The organism is Acidovorax sp. 210-6 (assembly GCF_010020825.1).
GTDB classification, from domain to species: domain Bacteria; phylum Pseudomonadota; class Gammaproteobacteria; order Burkholderiales; family Burkholderiaceae_C; genus Simplicispira; species Simplicispira sedimenti.
In genome coordinates this window covers 2,465,844-2,483,391 of record NZ_JAACJE010000001.1, presented here as the reverse complement: position 1 = coordinate 2,483,391, position 17,548 = coordinate 2,465,844, and the positions used below count along the sequence as shown (strand labels likewise).

Below are 17,548 nucleotides of genomic sequence, written 5' to 3'. Positions count from 1 at the left end.
TTTGAAAGACCTTTGCCATGCAAATCGAAACCCCACCCACCGAGAAACGCTACGACAAGGCTGAGGGCGAGCGCCGCGGCCTGGTCATCGTCAACACCGGCGATGGCAAGGGCAAGAGCACGGCCGCCTTCGGCCTGGCGCTGCGCGCGCATGGGCGCGGCAAGGCGGTCAAGGTGTACCAGTTCATGAAAGTGCCCAGCGCGCGCTTTGGCGAGCACCGCATGTTCGAGCAGATCGGCCTGCCGATCGAGGGCCTGGGCGATGGCTTCAGCTGGAAGAGCAAGGACCTGGAGCACTCCGCCCAGCTCGCACGCGACGGCTGGGCCAAGGCGCGTGCCGACATCCTCAGTGGCGAGCGCTTTCTGGTGGTGCTTGACGAAATCACCTACCCGCTGATCTACGGCTGGCTGCCGCTGCAGGACGTGCTCGACACCCTGGCAGCGCGGCCCAAGGACGTGCATGTGTGCCTCACAGGCCGGCGCTGCCCGGAGGAAATCATTGCCATTGCCGACACGGTGACGGAGATGAAGCTCATCAAGCACGCCTTTCAAGCGGGCATTCCCGCGCAGCGCGGCATCGAGGACTGACACACCGGGCGGACCACCATGCATTGGCACTGGTTTCATCCCTTCGCCGCCCATGCAGGGCAGGGCACTGTGTTGCTGGCGCTGGCCGTGCTGGTGGCGCTGGCGGTGGACCGCCTGTGGGGCGAACCGCCCTTGCGCTGGCACCCGGTGGTGTGGATGGGCTCGGCTCTCAAGTTGCTGGGGGAACGGGTCGCGCCCAGCACGCCAAATACACAAAATTCAAAGCAATTTTGGCTTGGAGCGCTTGCCTGGTGTGCGCTGGCAGCTATTGTTTTTGTAGCATATGCCGTGCTCCAGGCGCTGGTGCTGGCGGTGTGGGGCGCCCCTGTCACGGTGTGCACGGCGGTGGTCGATATGCCGGGGCTGGCGCTGGGCGAGACCTCGGTCGTCATTGCCACGCTGCGCCTGCTCATGGCGGCGCTGCTGCTGGGCGTGCTGCTCAAGCCGTTGCTGTCCTTTGGATTTCTGGTCCAGGAGGTGCGCGCGGTGAACGCAGCGCTGGACCAATCGCTGGAGGCCGGGCGCGAGCGCCTGTCCTTCCTCGTCAGCCGCGACGTGGCGCAGCTCAGCGCCAGCGAGGTGCGCGAGAGCGCCATCGAATCGCTCGCCGAAAACCTCAACGACTCGGTCGTGGCACCGCTGTTCTGGTTTGCCGTGGCGGGCCTGCCCGGCGCCGCGCTCTACCGCATGGCCAACACCGCCGACGCCATGTGGGGCTACCGCGGCATGCGCGGCGGGCGCTACTGGCACTGGGCCGGCAAATGGGCGGCGCGGGCCGACGACGTGCTCTCCTGGCTGCCCGCGCGCATCACCGCCTTGCTGCTGGTACTGCCCGCCCCGGCCCAGCGCCTGTCTGCCCTGCTGCGCGAGGCGCGCAAGACCCCCTCGCCCAACAGCGGCTGGCCCATGGCCGCCATGGCGTTGGCGCTGAACGTACGCCTGACCAAACCCGGCGTGTACCGCCTGCACAGCGCAGGCCGAAGCCCCACGCCGCTGGACGCCCGCCGCGCACGGCGCCTGGCGGGCCGAATGGTTCAGCGCCTGGTGGCGCTGGCCGTGCTGGGCCTGGTGCTGGGCTGCACGATGGGGCGTTGGTATGGCTGACCTGCTCCCCGTGCATGGCGGCACAGACGCACTGGGCGCCGCGCCGCACGACTTTTCCACCAACAGCAACGCCTGCGGCCCGTGCCCCCTGGCGCTGGCTGCCGTGCAACAGGCCGACGCCACGCGCTACCCCGACCCTGCCTACACCGACCTGCGCGCGCAGCTCGCCGCCTTCCATGGCGTGGAGGCCGCGCGCATCGTGCTGGCGGGCAGTGCGAGTGAATTCATCCACCGCATCACCGCACTGGCCGCACAGCGAGGCGTGCGCGCCGTGGCGGTGCCCCCGCATGGCTACGGCGACTACGCCCAGGCTGCACGCGCCCGGAGTCTGGCTGTGCACACTGAGCCCCATGCCACGGCAGGGCTGCACTGGGCCTGCGAGCCCTCCAGCCCCCTGGGCCAGGCCGACGCGGCGCTGGCCGCGTGGCCAGCGGCAGGCGATCCGGCCCAGACCCTGCGCGTGCTCGACTGCGCCTACCAGCCGCTGCGCCTGCACACCCACCCCGCGCCGCCACCCATCTGCTGGCAACTCTGGTCGCCCAACAAGGCCCTGGGCCTGACGGGGGTGCGCGCGGCCTACGCCATTGCCCCCCAAGGCGCTGATGCCGACGCCGCCGATCTGGCCGCCCTGGCCCCTTCGTGGCCCACCGGCGCACACGGCGTGGCGCTGTTGCAGGCCTGGGTACAACCCACGACGCAGCAATGGCTGGCCGATGGCCTGCCCCGCCTGCGCGAATGGAAACACCGCCAGATCGCCCTGTGCACCGCGCTGGGCTGGCAGGTGCTGCCCGGCAGCCAGGCCAACTACTTCTGCGCGCGGCCCCCGGTGGCCGATCTGCCCGCGCTGCTGCACGCCCTGCGAGTGCAGGGCATCAAACTGCGCGACTGCGCCTCGTTCGGCCTACCGGGCGTGGTGCGTATGGGCGTGCTGGCGCCGGAGTCGCAGGATGCGCTGCACCAGGCCTGGGAGCGATTCGCCGCAGTGGCTGCTTAGCGGCGCAATTTGTCGCAGGCCGCGCCTAAGCTGCGCATTTGAGCAGCAGGAGGATCGCACCATGCTTTACCACCCCCGGCGCCAGTGGACGCTGGCCAGCTTTGTACCCCGGCGTAGCAGCCAGCATGCGCGTGCGGCAGGCATCCGCTTTGTGGCGCAAGAGCGCCCCGCACTCCGCACCCTGGTGTTGGCAGGGCCGCCGGGCAGCGGCAAAACCCACTTGCTCCATGCCCTGGCGCAGCATGCGCGTTGCAACGGGGCCATTGACAGCATTGCCTGCCTGTCGGCCACGCAATGGGCGCAGGAAGTGGCCGCCGGGCTGCACTTTGCAGACATGGGCCGCGTACTGCAGCACTTTGCCGGTCAGGACTTGCTTGCACTGGACGACGCCGACCGCCTGTGGGGCTTGCCCCAAGCACGGCAGGCTTTTGCCGAGCTGTTGCGCGAGCGCCAGGCACTAGGCTTGCGCACCTTGCTGACCGCCACGCTGTACCCGGCATCGCCCCGCAACCCGCAGCCGCTGTGCGACCTGCTGGCCCAGCAAACTGCTGTGCGCCTGCATTGATGGCTTGGCTTCTCAGGCGGATGCAGATGGTGGCAAGGCGGTCCATGAGCCCCTCTTGATTTCGAACACCGAGGCAGATTCGGGTGCCATGGACACCAAAGCGCAGGCCGGTTGCACATCGCCAGAGGTGCGCGCCATCACGAGCAGCCTGTCGTAGGCAGGGATAAACCTTTGCGCGCTTTGCCAGTGGCTGCCTTTGTGCGACACATTTTGTCGTACCCATCGTAATAATGGCAACGAGCGACCCTCGGGCCGTTTCCGGTCGCCACCACAGAAAGGATTGCGATGATTCTGGACATTGCCTACACCCAGCACCAAGGCACAGACTGGCGCTACCCCATGCAACAGGACACGCTTTGGAACGGTGTGGCCATCTTCCAGGCACGCAACCTGCACCCCGCCTGCCACCAGATGGATGCCGACATGGTTACCCTGGCCGTGGCCGATGGCTTAGGTGGTACCCCCCACGCAGAGCGTGCCAGTCGCACGGTGTTGGAGGAGTTGGCCGCAGCCATACAAGGCGGCGTAACGATTGATCAAGGCCTGGTGCGGCGCATGCACGGCCGCCTGTGTGATCGGCTAGCCTTTGGCGAAACCATCGGATCAGCTACCACGCTGGCGGCGGTACAAATCCAGGGTGAGCAATGCTCGGTCATGAACGTGGGTGACAGCCGGGTGTACCGCCTTTCCTCACAGGGCGAGTGGCAGCAACTGTCACGCGACCACACCGTCCTCAACGGCATGATTGCGCGTGGTGAGGCCGAAGAAGACGAGGAATACGCCACCGTCTACAACACTCTGGACTCTTGCATGGCGGCGGACAACGAGGACACGGACTTTGACATCCACCACTGCGCTACCCCCTTTTTGCCGGGTGATGCCTTGCTGCTGTGTACCGATGGCGTGCACGACACCTTGGACAGTGCATCGCTGCAGCAACTGATCGTGCCGGGCACCTCTGCGCTGGCGCAAGCCCAGATACTGCGCAGGGCGGTGCTCAGGGCCGGGGCGCCCGACAACTTCTCGTTGATTTTTTGTCAGTCACAATCGTCTTCAAACCGACCATTCTTTGCACCATGAGCTATTCGCACTCCAATCCCCATCCAGTAAACGAAGGGCGCAAGCGCAGGCTGTATCGGCTTGCGCAATTGATTCACGATCTTTGGGAAGAAGGGGCGAGCTTGGATACGCGCTTTTTCAAGCATCCCTACATTCACAACAGCTACGCGATCAAAGGACAGACAAGCGACATTGCTTCCTACCATGAGCATCTCGTTCCCTGCGTGTATTTGCGCGATGAATGCACCGAACGCTTTCGGCAAGGGTGGACTGTGGAGAGGGTGGCGGAATTTTTGGACAAGTATTTGTGGATAGCCAAGATAGAAAAACCAGCGCAGGTTGCTCTTGTCAATGAAAAATACAAAACATCGATGCCTGATGGTTGGAATTTTGAATCTGGTGATGTCTGCGCAAGATTGACGGCCGTCGGTCTTGCCCTTCAGAAGATGACTTGACTGCCAAGCTGCTGTCGCAGTGACGTAGAGCAATCCCAGCATTTTTGCACCTCGCACCACATACGAATCTGTGCTCTCTTGAAGGGGTCAAGAGTTCACCGCATCGGTGTATTTGAAGTTCAGGCCGTCTGCACTGGTGTATCCGGCAGCATGCAGCGCGGAGGACATTTTGCTGCGGGCCGTCAGGTTGGTCGTGACAAGCTGCACACGTTGAGGCAAGCAGTCATGCCCTATGGCCCAGTGCAGCACGTCCAGGCCCGTTTGTTCAGTGCCCAGGTCATGGTCCAGGCACAGGCAGGCCCAGGGGCCACTGGCCAGCAGGCGCTGCCCCGCTTCTGGTGTGCGGGCAATGGCGTCGGTGTTGAGGTCGCGCGCGTCGTCAATCAGTAGCCACATGGTTCGCTCCGTTTCTGCTGGGCCCAGTCTGGACTGGGCTGGCTCCAGCGTGGAAGGGGAATGCAGGAAACATTTTCTTCAGTGCTGCGACAAAAGGTGTCGTTACCATGGCTGCGCCGCAACGTAACAGAGAGCCTGATGGCGAAAGAACCTTGTGCGCAGCGGGTATCGTTGCGCCCATGGCAACAATCACCAACTCCACTGCAAACACACGACGGGCCCGCTGCGTGATGGTGCTGGGCACCACCAGCGGCGCCGGCAAAAGCTGGCTCACCACCGCGCTGTGCCGCTACTACAGCAACCAGGGCCTGAAGGTGGCGCCGTTCAAGGCGCAGAACATGAGCAACAACGCGCGCGTGGTCGAGGGCATCGACGGCGCCTGGGGCGAGATCGGCAGCGCGCAGTACTTCCAGGCCCTGGCCGCGCGCGCCGTGCCCGGCGTGCGCATGAACCCGCTCTTGCTCAAGCCCGAGGCCGACACGCACAGCCAGGTCGTGCTGCTGGGGCAGGTGAATGCCGAGCTCACCGCGCTGCCTTGGCGTGGCCGCAGCGCCGTGGTGTGGCCGCAGATTGCCGCCGCGCTGGACGAACTGCGCGCCGAGAACGACGTGGTGGTGATCGAAGGTGCGGGTTCGCCTGCCGAGACCAACCTGCACGCCAGCGACATCGTGAACATGCGCGTGGCGCGCCATGCCGGTGCGCGCTGCCTGCTGGTCACCGACATCGACCGGGGCGGCGCTTTTGCCCACCTTTACGGCACCTGGGCGCTGCTGCCCGAGGACGAGCGCGCGCTGATCCACGGCTTCGTGCTCAACAAGTTCCGGGGCGACGCCAGCCTGCTCGCGCCCGCGCCGCAGCACCTGCAGGAGCGCACCGGCGTGCCCACCGTGGCCACCATCCCCATGCAGTGGCACCACGGCCTGCCCGAGGAGGATGGCGTGTTCGACGACCGCAGCACCACCCCCGGCGCCGTGCACACCACCGTGGCCGTGGTGGCCTACCCGCGCATCAGCAACCTCGACGAATTCCAGCCACTAAAGAACGTACCCGGCCTGCGCCTGCAATGGGTGCGCAGCCCGGCCGACGTGGCGGGCCTGCGGCCCAGCGACTGGATCGTGCTGCCCGGCTCCAAGGCCACCGCCGCCGACCTGGCCTGGCTGCGCGCGCAGGGGCTGGACCAATCCATCGCCGCGCACGCGGGGCAGGGTGGCACCGTGCTCGGCGTGTGCGGCGGCCTGCAGATGCTGGGCGAGGCACTGATCGACCCCGAGGGCATCGACGGCAACGGCCCCGGCCTGGGCCTGCTGCCGCTGGTCACCGTGTTCGAGCCTGCCAAGACCGTGCAGCGCACCAGCGCGGCCTTCGGGCAGCTTACCGGCGCCTGGGCGCCTCTCTCGGGCGTGCGTGCTGAGGGCTACGAAATCCACCACGGCCAGACCGCCCAGCACCCCGCCATGGCCGCCAAGGGCGACGTGGCGCGCGAGGTCATGCCCGGCATCGCCTGGCAGAACCCGGCGGGCAATGTGCTGGGCGTGTACCTGCACGGTTTGTTCGAGGACGCCGCCGTGCTGCACGCCCTGTTTGGCGCCCAGGCACCCACGCTCGATGCCGTGTTTGACGGCCTGGCCGATGGCGTGGCCCGGCACTTCGACCCGGGCGTGTTGGACGCGCTCATCGCGTAAGAAATACGCGGCCTGCCGCTGCTATGATCCCGCCCCTCAGGTGCCCAATGCGATGACGCAACGGGAGAATCGGGAAGGCGGTGCAAATCCGCCGCGTGCCCAACGCTGTAAGGACGATGCCGCGCACAAATGCCACTGGCTGCCCAGCCGGGAAGGTGTGCCAAGGCAGACGACTCCAAGCCAGAAGACCGGCCTGAGCCATTTTTGGCGCTGCAAGGCCGGGCAGCGCTGCCACTATTCACGCACAGGGGACTGCCATGAATACCAGCGCAGTGGCGCAAGCCACGCCCAGCGCGCACGCCTTCACGCAAGAAGCGCGCGACGCCATCTACCACGCCATCTTTTCACGCCGCGACGTGCGCGGGCAGTTTTTGCCCACGCCCGTGCCCGACGAGGTGCTCAGCCGCATCCTCACCGCCGCGCACCATGCACCCTCGGTGGGCTTCATGCAGCCTTGGAACTTCCTCGTGGTGCGCTCGCCCGACACCAAGCGCCGCGTGCACGCTGCCTTCGCCAAGGCCCACGCCGAAGCCGCCGGCATGTTCGAGGGTGACAAGCGCGCCACCTACCAAAAGCTCAAGCTCGAAGGCATCGTTGAGTCGCCTGTCGGCATCTGCATCACCTGCGACCGCGAGCGCACCGGCCCCGTGGTGGTGGGGCGCACCCACATGAAGACCATGGACCTGTACAGCAGCGTTTGCGCCGTGCAAAACCTGTGGCTGGCCGCGCGCGCCGAAGGGCTGGGCGTGGGCTGGGTCAGCATCTTCCACCAGGCGGACTTGCAAGAGGCGCTGGGCATTCCCAAGGGCATTACCCCCATTGCCTACCTGTGCGTGGGCTACGTGAGCCACTTCCATGCCAAGCCCGAACTGGAAACCGCTGGCTGGCTGCCGCGCCTGCCCATGGAAGACCTCGTGTACTTCGACCAATGGGGCCAGCAGGGCGACCAGCAGCCCCTCATCGCCCACCTGCAGCGCGACCAGGCTGCGGCCCAGCGCGGCCGCGAAGCCATCGCCTGACCCCGCCACCACGCGCCGACCCGGCGCGCACCGCCATTGATCGCGCGGGCCTGCGTGTGCGGGCCGCGCCCCACCCCGATTGAAAATTGAACAAGCCATGAATGCCCACCTGCCCCTGATTGCCGACATCGCCAACGAGCAGCTCGCCCAGGCCCTGCAGCACAAGCTGGACCACAAAACCAAACCCCTGGGCTCGCTGGGCCGCCTGGAAAGCCTGGCGCTCACGCTGGGGCAGATTCTGGGCACCGAAACCCCGGCGCTGGAGCAGCCGCAAATGGTCGTCTTCGCGGGCGACCACGGCCTGGCCGCGCGCGGCGTCTCGGCCTTCCCGAGCGACGTGACCTGGCAGATGGTGGAAAACTTCCTCGCCGGCGGCGCCGCCGTCAGCGTGCTGGCGCGCCAGCACGGCCTGGCGCTCACCGTGGTGGACTGCGGCGTGGCGCGCAACATCGCCCCGCGCGAAGCCGCCCCCGGCCAGCCTCGCCTGCTGCTGCGCAAGGTGGCGCCTGGCACGCAAGACGCCAGCCAAGGCCCGGCCATGAGCGCCGCGCAATGCGCCCAGGCGCTGAACAACGGCGCCGAACTGGTGCGCGACCTGCCGGGCAACGCGCTGTTGCTGGGTGAAATGGGCATCGCCAACACATCGGTCGCCTCGCTGCTGCTGGCGCGCCTGTGCGGCCTCTCACTGGCCGAATGCACCGGCGCGGGCACCGGGCTGGACGCTGCCGGTATCGAGCGCAAACGCGCCGTGCTGCAACAGGCGCTGGACGTGAACGTCGCCGCTACCGCACCGCTTGATGCGCTGGCAGCGCTCGGCGGCTACGAAGTCGCCACCATGGTGGGCGCCGTGCTGCAGGCCGCGGCCGAGCGCCGTGTGATCCTGGTGGACGGCTTCATCACCAGCGCCGCCGTGCTCGTCGCCAGCCGCCTGCAGCCCCATGTGCTGCAACGCTGCGTCTTCGCCCACCGCTCGGGCGAGCGCGGCCACCAGCTCATGCTCGCGCAAATGCAGGCCGAGCCCCTGCTCGACCTGGGCCTGCGCCTGGGCGAAGGCTCCGGCGCCGCGCTGGCCTGGCCGCTGCTGCCATCGGCCTGCGGCATCCTGCGCGAGATGGCGAGCTTTGAGGCGGCGGGGGTGTCGGGGCAAACCGCAGCGTGATGGGTAGCCCCGGCGTTGCCCCCAAGTGGAGGCAACGGAATCCGCTAGCAGCTATTGAATCAATAGCTGCTAGCGCTTGTTGGATATGCCCTGCAGGGCGATTTGACTCTTGATCTGGGCGATGTGTTTGAGCCTGAGCAGGAGTGAAGCGGCGTCGTTTATGGGGCAGCTTTCGGCCAACTCCGGTCATTGCGTTGATAAGATCAAACAACCAGATGCCCCCCACAATTTGGTTGCCACCCTGCGGGAAAGCTTTAAACCTTCTTTCTCTACATTTAATTGGTTTCAAAAGATAAAATCATGCAACTCCCAAAGGTTGGCTTGTCATACGCTCAAGAACGTTTAGGAATTAATGCACTGCAAAACTACGCAGCAAACAATTCACAAATTTGGAGAGAGACTTCAACAGGTGACGTTGGCATTGATGGAAATTTGGAGTTTGTAAATCCTGATGGTTTTGCGACGGGGAAAGTCATTGCAGTCCAGGTCAAATCCGGCCCTTCATACTTCAAGCATGAATCAACAGAGGGATGGAAGTTTTACCCAGAGGAAAAGCATCGAGCTTATTGGGAGTCATTTCCACTGCCTGTAATTCTTGTGTTGCATGACCCCACGACAAATCATTCTTACTGGGCTGACGTGAGACAGGCTCTGAGAACTCCAGCAAGAACTGAGAAAAGTTTTATCGAAGTCCCGCAGTACAACCTACTGCAGAGCACTGAGCCCACACAACTTTTTGCTACTGCCGGCGTTCAGGCCGAACCATTCATAGTCGACCTAGAGGAAGTCTTGAAGGTACTACTAAGCACTTGCTCTAGAGATGCAGGATTTCCTCTGAGTTATTTCGATCTATTTACACACGGATTGACAAATATTTGCCGCAGCATCTATTACGGCATGGATATGGTTTGCAACGCTGTGGAATTTAACCTACTAGTCAAGAGATCAGAATTTGGAATGGGGATGGGCTATCAAGAGCACCATTTTTTATTTAATTATGTCAAATTTCTTCTTGCTCAGGGATTGGCTCAAATTGACTTTGCAGATTGCCTTATTGATTGGGAAGATCGAGAAATGCAACCCCATTTCGTTGCGCCGCTCACTGCTCGTGGCAGAGCCCTTGTAAAGTTAATTCACCAAAAAGAAGCGGAACTTGTCAAAGCAGGGAAAATGCTTGACGCAGGCTTACTGCACGTCGCACAGGAAGGCTTTTTTGGAATGCAGGTGGAATCTTATTACCAGAGATTTCCACGTATCGAGCAATTTCAAGCTGCTCTAGCAGCTAGCAAATAAAATTTCATTTGTGTAGATGGCATTCGATTTATAGGTTGTTGTATGACTGCTCAGGGTCGCTTGCAGACCCCCATGCCCAGCTCAGTCCTTGCTATTGCGTGAGGAGAGGCACCAAACGCGTCGGAGGCCACTGCCTACGGAAATGAAATGCGCAAGTAGCTATGAAATCAATAGCTTCCAGCGCAATGAGGGCGGATGCTACGGGCCAATTCGACTCGAAATCTACCCGCCCATTGCCGCCGAAGCACCGCGCCCCGCTTACTCCGCTAAATGGCACACCGCCTCGATGTTGTTGCCTTCCGGATCGATAACGAAAGCGCCGTAGTAGTGCGGGTGGTAGTCCGGGCGCAGGCCGGGGGCGCCGTTGTCCTTGCCGCCGGCGGCGATCGCGGCGGCGTAGAAGGCGTCTACCTGGGCGCGGGTCTGGGCCTTCCAGGCCAGGTGGCAGCCCGTGGTGGACGGCGGGCCGCCGTAGGGGGAGGGGCCGTCGATGAACCACACGTCGGCCTTCTTGCCGTCGGGCTCGGCGGGGTCGGGGTAGGCGAAGCCGAGGATGTTCATGCCGTAGTTGCCCTCAAGGCAAACGCTGTAGCCCAGGGGCGCGAGGGCCGCGCTGTAGAACGCCTTGGCGCGCTGGATGTCGGTGACGCGGAAGGTCATGTGGTCAAGCATGGGGTGGCTTCTGTGTGGGGTGGGCGTGCGCGATTCGCACAACCAATACTGTAATTGCATACAGTATTGGTTGACAAGCGGCTTGTGGCCTCGGGCTGGCGCCGTAGGCCGCCTCAGGCCGTGCAGGTCTGGTTGCGTCCCTGCGCCTTGGCCTGGTAAAGGGCCTTGTCGGCGCGGGCCAGCATGGCGTCAAGCGTGTCGCCGGGGCCGTGCCAGGTGGTCACGCCGATGCTGAGCTGGCAGTCCAGTGCGTGGCCCGAGGCGGCGGCGGTGTGGATGCGCTGGGCCACGCTGCGGGCGGCGTCGATGTCGGTTTCGGGCAGCAGCACCATGAATTCCTCGCCGCCGTAGCGGCCCAGCCGGTCGCCGCGGCGCAGCACGGCCTGGGTGCACTGGACGAAGTGCACCAGCACCGCGTCGCCGTGCTGGTGGCCCAGGGTGTCGTTCACGGTCTTGAAGTGGTCCAGGTCTAGCATCATGATGGCCGGACCCCGGCCGGTGCGCAGGCTGCGCGCCAGTTCTTCCTCGAAGCGCTCGAGCAGGGCGCGGCGGTTGAGCGTGTGGGTCAGGGCGTCGTGCGTGGCCAGGTGATTCAGCTCGGTGGTCAGGCGGTCGGTGGCCATCAGCACGGCACCAATGGACAGCATCAGCACGGTCAGCACATAGGCGCCGATGTACAGGGTTTGGTAGAGCGAAGGCTCCATCAGGTCGCTGCCGGCACGGCCAACCAAGGTGGTGGAGAGCCGTACGGCCAGCACCGCGATGTGCAGCGCCAGCACCACCTCCACCAGCCGCACCGGAAAGCGTTTGCCGCCATGGCGCAGCAGAAAGCGCAGGTTGGCGGCATAGATGCAGATCATCAGCGCGGTGAAGCTCCCGAGCCGCAGGGGGTAACTGGGGTGGCCATAGGTGAGCCAGGTGAACAGCAGTGCCGCGAGCGCCGCCACGGTGCCCCACAGGCGCCAGCCACCGTCGTGGCCGAGGAAGCGGCGGCAGCCGACGTAGAAGGCCGTGGTGCCCAGCAGCAGCAGGGTGTTGGCGATCACCATGGAGAACAGGTCGGGGAACACGCCGCGCCCGCTGAACATCACGGTGGCCAAGAGCCATGTCATGGGGGCGCTGGCCCAGTAGCCTATGCCCTGGATGCTGGGTGGGTAGTAGCGCCGCATGAAATACAGCACCACGGCCATCAGGGAGGCCATGAGGCCCGCCATGGCGATCAGCGAGCGCGGGTCGAGGTTCGTCATCAGGCGGGATCGGTGCGCTTCGTGCGGCGTTGCGATCCCAGTATAGCCAGCGCCGCCGCTGGCCGCTGCGCAGGGCTATTGGAGCCATTCTGGCTTGTGGTGCCCGTATCGCGGGCGCCACAAGGTATGGATTCAATAGCGCACCGGTGGGGCTGGCGTCTTGGGCTGGAAGTCGCAGAACGGCGCCACGCGGCACTCCCAGCAGCGCGGCTTGCGCGCCTGGCACACGTAGCGGCCCAGCAGGATGAGCCAGTGGTGCGAATCCACCGCGTAGGCGGGGGGCACGCGCGCGAGCAACTGCTTCTCGACTTCCAGCGGGTTCTTGCCTGGCGCCAGGCCGGTGCGGTTGCTGACGCGGAAGATGTGCGTGTCCACCGCCATGGTGGGCTGGCCGAAGGCCACGTTGAGCACCACGTTGGCCGTCTTGCGGCCCACGCCGGGCAGGGCTTCGAGCGCCTCGCGCGTGCGCGGCACCTCGCCGCCATGCTGCTGCACCAGGATGCGGCAGGTTTCCATCAGGTGACGGGCCTTGCTTTTGTACAGGCCGATGGTCTTGATGTAGCCCTCCAGCCCTTCGAGCCCGAGGTCCAGGATGGCCTGCGGCGTGTTCGCCACCGGGAACAGCTTGCGCGTGGCCTTGTTCACACCCACGTCGGTGGCCTGGGCCGACAGCAGCACGGCGGTAAGCAGCTCGAACACGCTGGTGTATTCCAGCTCGGTGTTGGGTTGCGGGTTGGCGGCCTTGAGGGTGGCGAAGAAGGGTTCGATCAGCGCGGTTTTCATGCCGCGCAGTGTAGGGGCAGAGCGCCTGCCGGGGGCATTGGCGCCCGGATGCAGGAAACCTGCATTCCGATTGGCGACAATGTGCAGTCTCCCGCCAACCAGATATCCACGCCATGCAATTCGCCGACCGCCTGAACAACGTCGAAACCTCCGCCATCCGCGAACTCTTCAAGCTGCTGGGCAAGCCCGGCATCATCAGCTTTGCTGGGGGCTTCCCCGACAGCGCCATGTTCGACGTGGACGGCATCCAGGCCGCCGTGAACCAGGCACTGGCCGAGGAACCCGGTGCCGCGCTGCAGTACGGCGCCACCGAGGGCTACCAGCCGCTGCGCGAGCAGCTCAGCGCGTTCATGGCCAGCAAGGGCGCGCAGGGCGTGGCGCCCGAGAACCTCATCGTCACCACCGGCAGCCAGCAGGCGCTGGACCTGCTGGGCAAGACGCTCATCAGCCCCGGCGACAAGGTGATCGTCGAAGGCCCGACCTTCCTGGCCACCATCCAGTGCTTCCGCTTGTATGGCGCGCAGCTCATCAGCGCGCCCATCGACGGCAACGGCGTGAAGACCGACGAGCTGGAAAAGCTCATCGTCGAGCACCGGCCCAAGTTCGTGTACCTCATCCCCACCTTCGGCAACCCCAGTGGCGCCATGCTGAGCCTGGAACGCCGCAAGAAGGTGCTGGAGCTGGCTGTGAAGTACCAGACCCTGGTGGTCGAGGACGACCCCTACGGCGACCTGTATTTTGGCGAGGCGCCGCCGCCCAGCCTGCTGGCCCTCTCGGCCACCGTGCCGGGCAGCCGCGAGCTGCTGGTGCACTGCGGCAGCCTGAGCAAGGTGCTGTCGCCCGGCCTGCGCGTGGGCTGGATGATCGCCCCGGCCGAGCTACTGGCCAAGGCCACCATGTGCAAGCAGTTCAGCGACGCGCACACCAGCACCTTCGCCCAGGCCACGGCCGCGCAGTACCTCAAGGCCGGCCGCATGCCCGCCACGCTGGCCCATGTGCGCAAGGTGTACGCCGAGCGTGCCCAGGCCATGGGCGACGCGCTACGCAAGGATTTGGGCGACGCGATCGCGTTCGTGCAACCCCAGGGCGGTTTGTTCGTGTGGGCGCGCCTCACGGGCGCGGGTGGCAAGGTGGCGGACGGCAATGTGTTTGCCAAGGCCGCCATCGACAAGGGCGTGGCCTTCGTGCCCGGCACGCCGTTCTTCTGCGCCCAGCCCGACCACGCCACGCTGCGCCTGTCGTTCGCCACGGTCGGCGTGGACAAGATTCGCGAGGGCGTGGCGCGCCTGGCGCAAGCTTTGTAAATCGCCTGGGCTCAGGCGCAGGCGCAGCGGTCGCGCCCCTGGCGTTTGGCCTGGTAGAGCGCCTGGTCTGCGCGGTCCAGCAGGTCGCGCAGGCTGCGGTCTGTGGGCAGTTGGCAGGCCAGCCCGATGCTGGTGGTGACCTGCACTGGCTGGCCTTGCGGGCCGGGCAGGGACAGATCGCGGATGTGTTGCAGGATGCGCTCGGCAATGGCCAGCGCGCCGTCATGGCCTGAACCCGGCAACAACACCCCGAACTCCTCGCCCCCGAGGCGGCCCACGGTGTCGTCGGCGCGCAGCAGCAACTGTACCGCCTGCGCAAACGCTATCAGCACACGGTCGCCTTCGAGGTGGCCCAGGTGGTCGTTGATCTGCTTGAAATGGTCCAGATCCAGCATCAGCAGGGCCAGCGGCTGGTTCTCGGTGCGGGCATGCGCAAAGGCGGCTTCGGCGCGCTCCAGGAAGACGCGGCGGTTGGCCATGCCCGTCAGGGTGTCGGTGCTGGCCATACGGTGCAATTCGCGCTCCAGGTTCTTGCGCTGGGTGATGTCGCGGTAAATGCCCTCGACACCTGCGAAATTCCCGTCGTCATCGAACACCGCCTGGCTGCTGATGGAAATGTCGATGACGCGCCCATCCTTGCGCACCATCTGGCCAGGAAAATCGGACACGGCACCATGTGCCTGGATGGCGGCCTTGAACGCGTCGCGGTCCGAGCTTTGTGGGTAGTAGGACTCGGCTGTGCGGCCAATGATCTCTTGCGGGTCGTAGCCCAGCACCTGGCGCACGCCAGGGCCCACATGCAGCACCACACCCTGGGCGTTGGTGCGGTAGTACACGTCTCGCATGTTCTCGAACAGGCGCCGGAAATGCTGCTCGCTCTCGCGCAACTGGGCCTGGATTTCGCTCTGGTGCGTCATGTCGGTGCCGCAGATCAGTACCGAGGGCAGGCCGTCCACCTCCGCCGCCACGCTGGTGAACAGCGCCATGCGCAACTGACCCTTGCAGGTGCGGATGCGGATTTCGGTGGACTTGTTGGGAATGCCGCTCTCGGGTGCGCTGGCCACCCTCTGGATGCGCCCGCTGGAGCGCTGCTGATCGACCGGGTGGACGAACTCGGTGGTCGGGTGGCCCACCATCTGCTCCGCAGTGTCGGCTTCGAACAGCACCTGGCATGCCAGGTTGACATGCCGGATCACGCCATCGCGCACCACCATCACGGCGACTGGCAGCATGTGCCACAGCGGGTTGTGGGTGATGTCCATGGCGCAACGGTGGTAAGAGTGTGCGCCTTCATTGTGGCATCGCATGTCTGGTGTTGGGGTGGGCGCATGCCTTCAGAAGGGCAGGGATTTCCCGATGTGGGTGCCGCAACGATAATGCAGCGCTTGCCCACTCATTGCCTTGCCCATGCCTCTTGCGCTTGATACCTCTGCCATCACCCATGGCATTCAACTGGCGGTGGCGCCGGTGTTTCTGCTCACGGCGGTGTCCGGCATGATCGGCGTGGTGGCGGGGCGACTGGCCCGCATCATCGACCGCGCGCGGGTTGTGGAAGAAAGGGCTCGGCGCGATCCCGATTCGTCAGAACAGGCAGTGCAGGAATTGCTGACGCTGCGCCGCAGGGGCTACCTGGCCAATGCGGCGATTGCGCTGCTGACGGCATGTGCCTTCTTCATCGGCATCACCATCATCCTGCTGTTTCTGGGCGAAACGGCGGGGCTGCAGGCCAGCCGCATGGCTGTGGCCGGGTTCTTGCTGGGGGTGGGCTCGTTTCTGCTCGCGCTGACCTGCTTCATGACCGAGACGGTGCTGGCGACCCGGTTGTTCAACTTCCATCTGCTGCTGGAACTCGAAAAGACGAAAAAAAGCACCCAGGCTTGACGCTCTGGGTGCCTTGCCTGCCGGCCGCAGGATCAGCTGCAGGAGCAGCCGCCCGACCCACCGCAGCCACCGCCGCCCATGGCCTGGCGGGCCTTGGCCTCAAACTGCGGGAAGAGCACGTTGTTTTCCAGGTGGATGTGGTTGTAGAGGTCGTCGCAGAGCTGGCCGATGCCGGCGTACAGCGCGCGCCAGGTGTTGCAGGCGCCTTCGGGTGGCGTAGCATCGTTGGTCATGGATGCCAGCTTTTCCAGTGTGGCGATGTGGTCCACGTGCTCGGCGCGCATCACGCTGATGGGTTGGTTCACAAACGGGTTGCCGCCGGATTTGAGCATGGGGAACAGGATGGCCTCTTCTTTGTGCATGTGCGAGAGCAGGTCTTGCTGCACCGCTTCAAGCAGGCTGGCAAGGCCCGCGGGGACGTTCGGGTTGGCGCGGTGCACCGATTCCACGCGTTGCGCCATGCGGATCAGCTCGGGCAACTGGGCCTTGTGAACCTGGTGGTAGCGCGCCACGATATGGTCGATGAGCGGGTTGGGCTCGGTGATACCCGTCGGGGTGCTGGGGCGCTGCAACTGTGCCAGCTCGGCCAGCACGGCCTGCAAGTCCAGGCCTTTCTCGGCCGTGGCGCTGGTCAGGCTCAGGTGGCCGCCGCAGCAAAAATCCAGCTTCAGGCGGCGGAACACTGCGGTGGCGCCGGGCAAGTCCACGGCGATTTGCCCGATCGACATGGCGGGATTCAGGGCCTGGATTTCGGGGGAGGTGGTACTCATGGGGTATGTCCTAGAAAATGGGTATTTCTACTTCTCATTTTATCTAATAAAATGCAAGTTACATGCCTGTTTTTATCTATGAGCGGCTGTTGCCATGCGACTGACCCAATGGACCGACTTCACACTGCGGGTACTGATGTACTGCGCGGCCTGCTATGAGCGGGCGCTTCCCGTCACCATCACCGAAGTGGCTGAGGCGTATGGCATCTCACGCAGTCACCTGACCAAGATCGTGCAGGACCTGTCTGCGCGCGGTTATCTGGAAACCACCAGGGGGCGTGGCGGTGGCATGCGCCTGATGCGCCCCGCCAAGGAGATCAACGTGGGCGCGGTCGTGCGTGCCACGGAATCCGATTTTGTGGTGGTGGAATGCTTTGACCCCGAGAACAACCAGTGCCGCCTGAGCAGCCACTGCCGCTTGCAAAGCGTGCTGGGGCAGGCCATGCTGGCCTTCTTTGCGGTGCTGGACGCGCTGACGCTGGAAGACCTGATGGCGCCCGTGGGGCAGGCGGCACCATCGGCCGGTGTGATTCCCATCGCCCTGGTGCCTGGCTTGCCACGGCCGGTGGACTGAGAGA

Annotated in this window: 19 protein-coding genes and 1 riboswitch; of the genes, 13 read left to right on the top strand and 6 right to left on the bottom strand. The window is 64.8% G+C overall.

Annotated elements, in window-relative coordinates; genetic code table 11:
• The first annotated feature begins 17 nt into the window (after positions 1-17).
• The 6 genes from cobO (at position 18) to GWK50_RS11440 (ending at position 4,764) form a co-directional block, all read left to right on the top strand.
• The gene (gene cobO / locus GWK50_RS11465; RefSeq protein ID WP_162016631.1) at positions 18-587 is read left to right on the top strand and encodes a cob(I)yrinic acid a,c-diamide adenosyltransferase; all 570 of its coding nucleotides are present in this window, start codon (positions 18-20) and stop codon (positions 585-587) included.
• 18 nt (positions 588-605) lie between these two features.
• Positions 606-1,691, top strand: coding sequence for an adenosylcobinamide-phosphate synthase CbiB (cbiB, locus tag GWK50_RS11460; RefSeq protein ID WP_162016630.1), 1,086 nt, complete (start codon positions 606-608; stop codon positions 1,689-1,691).
• Entirely contained in the window at positions 1,684-2,685 is a 1,002-nt protein-coding gene (locus GWK50_RS11455; protein ID WP_162016629.1) for an aminotransferase class I/II-fold pyridoxal phosphate-dependent enzyme, read from the top strand. Before cbiB ends, GWK50_RS11455 begins: the two co-directional genes overlap by 8 nt.
• Positions 2,686-2,746: 61 nt before the next feature.
• A complete protein-coding gene (locus GWK50_RS11450) occupies positions 2,747-3,250 on the top strand; it encodes a DnaA/Hda family protein (protein ID WP_162016628.1) in 504 nt (167 codons plus the stop codon).
• A gap of 285 nt (positions 3,251-3,535) precedes the next feature.
• Positions 3,536-4,330, top strand: coding sequence for a protein phosphatase 2C domain-containing protein (locus GWK50_RS11445; RefSeq protein ID WP_162016627.1), 795 nt, complete (start codon positions 3,536-3,538; stop codon positions 4,328-4,330).
• A complete protein-coding gene (locus tag GWK50_RS11440) occupies positions 4,327-4,764 on the top strand; it encodes a hypothetical protein (RefSeq protein ID WP_162016626.1) in 438 nt (145 codons plus the stop codon). Before GWK50_RS11445 ends, GWK50_RS11440 begins: the two co-directional genes overlap by 4 nt.
• Positions 4,765-4,851: 87 nt before the next feature.
• Here GWK50_RS11440 and GWK50_RS11435 read toward each other — a convergent pair whose 3' ends face one another.
• Positions 4,852-5,160, bottom strand: a complete 309-nt coding sequence (locus tag GWK50_RS11435; protein WP_162016625.1) for a cyclic-phosphate processing receiver domain-containing protein — start codon at positions 5,158-5,160, stop codon at positions 4,852-4,854.
• A 230-nt stretch (positions 5,161-5,390) separates the two neighbouring features.
• Between GWK50_RS11435 and GWK50_RS11430 the strand changes: the two genes are divergently transcribed.
• The 4 genes from GWK50_RS11430 to GWK50_RS11415 all read left to right on the top strand — a co-directional run bounded on the left by GWK50_RS11430 (position 5,391) and on the right by GWK50_RS11415 (position 10,313).
• The gene (locus GWK50_RS11430) at positions 5,391-6,842 is read left to right on the top strand and encodes a cobyric acid synthase (protein WP_162018091.1); all 1,452 of its coding nucleotides are present in this window, start codon (positions 5,391-5,393) and stop codon (positions 6,840-6,842) included.
• A gap of 21 nt (positions 6,843-6,863) precedes the next feature.
• A riboswitch (cobalamin riboswitch) is annotated at positions 6,864-7,054 on the top strand.
• A 45-nt stretch (positions 7,055-7,099) separates the two neighbouring features.
• A complete protein-coding gene (gene bluB / locus GWK50_RS11425) occupies positions 7,100-7,861 on the top strand; it encodes a 5,6-dimethylbenzimidazole synthase (RefSeq protein WP_162016624.1) in 762 nt (253 codons plus the stop codon).
• A 97-nt stretch (positions 7,862-7,958) separates the two neighbouring features.
• On the top strand, positions 7,959-9,020 hold the full coding sequence (cobT, locus tag GWK50_RS11420) for a nicotinate-nucleotide--dimethylbenzimidazole phosphoribosyltransferase (RefSeq protein ID WP_162016623.1): 1,062 nt from the start codon (positions 7,959-7,961) through the stop codon (positions 9,018-9,020).
• A gap of 300 nt (positions 9,021-9,320) precedes the next feature.
• Entirely contained in the window at positions 9,321-10,313 is a 993-nt protein-coding gene (locus GWK50_RS11415; protein WP_162016622.1) for a DUF4365 domain-containing protein, read from the top strand.
• Positions 10,314-10,571: 258 nt separating this feature from the next.
• On the opposite strand, the gene GWK50_RS11410 is transcribed toward GWK50_RS11415, so the two are convergent.
• The 3 genes from GWK50_RS11410 to nth all read right to left on the bottom strand — a co-directional run bounded on the left by GWK50_RS11410 (position 10,572) and on the right by nth (position 13,015).
• Positions 10,572-10,985, bottom strand: a complete 414-nt coding sequence (locus GWK50_RS11410) for a VOC family protein (RefSeq protein ID WP_162016621.1) — start codon at positions 10,983-10,985, stop codon at positions 10,572-10,574.
• Between the two features lie 113 nt (positions 10,986-11,098).
• A complete protein-coding gene (locus GWK50_RS11405) occupies positions 11,099-12,232 on the bottom strand; it encodes a GGDEF domain-containing protein (RefSeq protein WP_242455358.1) in 1,134 nt (377 codons plus the stop codon).
• 132 nt (positions 12,233-12,364) lie between these two features.
• Positions 12,365-13,015 carry an endonuclease III gene (gene nth, locus GWK50_RS11400; protein WP_162016620.1) on the bottom strand — a complete coding sequence of 217 codons (651 nt, stop codon included), beginning with the start codon at positions 13,013-13,015 and terminating at the stop codon, positions 12,365-12,367.
• A gap of 113 nt (positions 13,016-13,128) precedes the next feature.
• Here nth and GWK50_RS11395 point away from each other — a divergent pair, with 113 nt between their 5' ends.
• Positions 13,129-14,319, top strand: a complete 1,191-nt coding sequence (locus GWK50_RS11395; RefSeq protein ID WP_162016619.1) for a PLP-dependent aminotransferase family protein — start codon at positions 13,129-13,131, stop codon at positions 14,317-14,319.
• A gap of 11 nt (positions 14,320-14,330) precedes the next feature.
• Here the strand turns inward: GWK50_RS11395 and GWK50_RS11390 are convergent, their stop codons facing one another.
• A complete protein-coding gene (locus GWK50_RS11390) occupies positions 14,331-15,581 on the bottom strand; it encodes a GGDEF domain-containing protein (protein WP_162016618.1) in 1,251 nt (416 codons plus the stop codon).
• A 145-nt stretch (positions 15,582-15,726) separates the two neighbouring features.
• On the opposite strand from GWK50_RS11390, the gene GWK50_RS11385 reads away from it, so the two are divergent.
• On the top strand, positions 15,727-16,200 hold the full coding sequence (locus GWK50_RS11385; RefSeq protein WP_162016617.1) for a DUF2721 domain-containing protein: 474 nt from the start codon (positions 15,727-15,729) through the stop codon (positions 16,198-16,200).
• 32 nt (positions 16,201-16,232) lie between these two features.
• Here GWK50_RS11385 and ytfE read toward each other — a convergent pair whose 3' ends face one another.
• Complete coding sequence (gene ytfE / locus GWK50_RS11380) at positions 16,233-16,970, bottom strand: iron-sulfur cluster repair protein YtfE (protein ID WP_162016616.1); 738 nt, start codon at positions 16,968-16,970, stop codon at positions 16,233-16,235.
• 94 nt (positions 16,971-17,064) lie between these two features.
• On the opposite strand from ytfE, the gene GWK50_RS11375 reads away from it, so the two are divergent.
• Positions 17,065-17,544 carry an Rrf2 family transcriptional regulator gene (locus tag GWK50_RS11375; RefSeq protein WP_162016615.1) on the top strand — a complete coding sequence of 160 codons (480 nt, stop codon included), beginning with the start codon at positions 17,065-17,067 and terminating at the stop codon, positions 17,542-17,544.
• Positions 17,545-17,548: the final 4 nt, after the last annotated feature.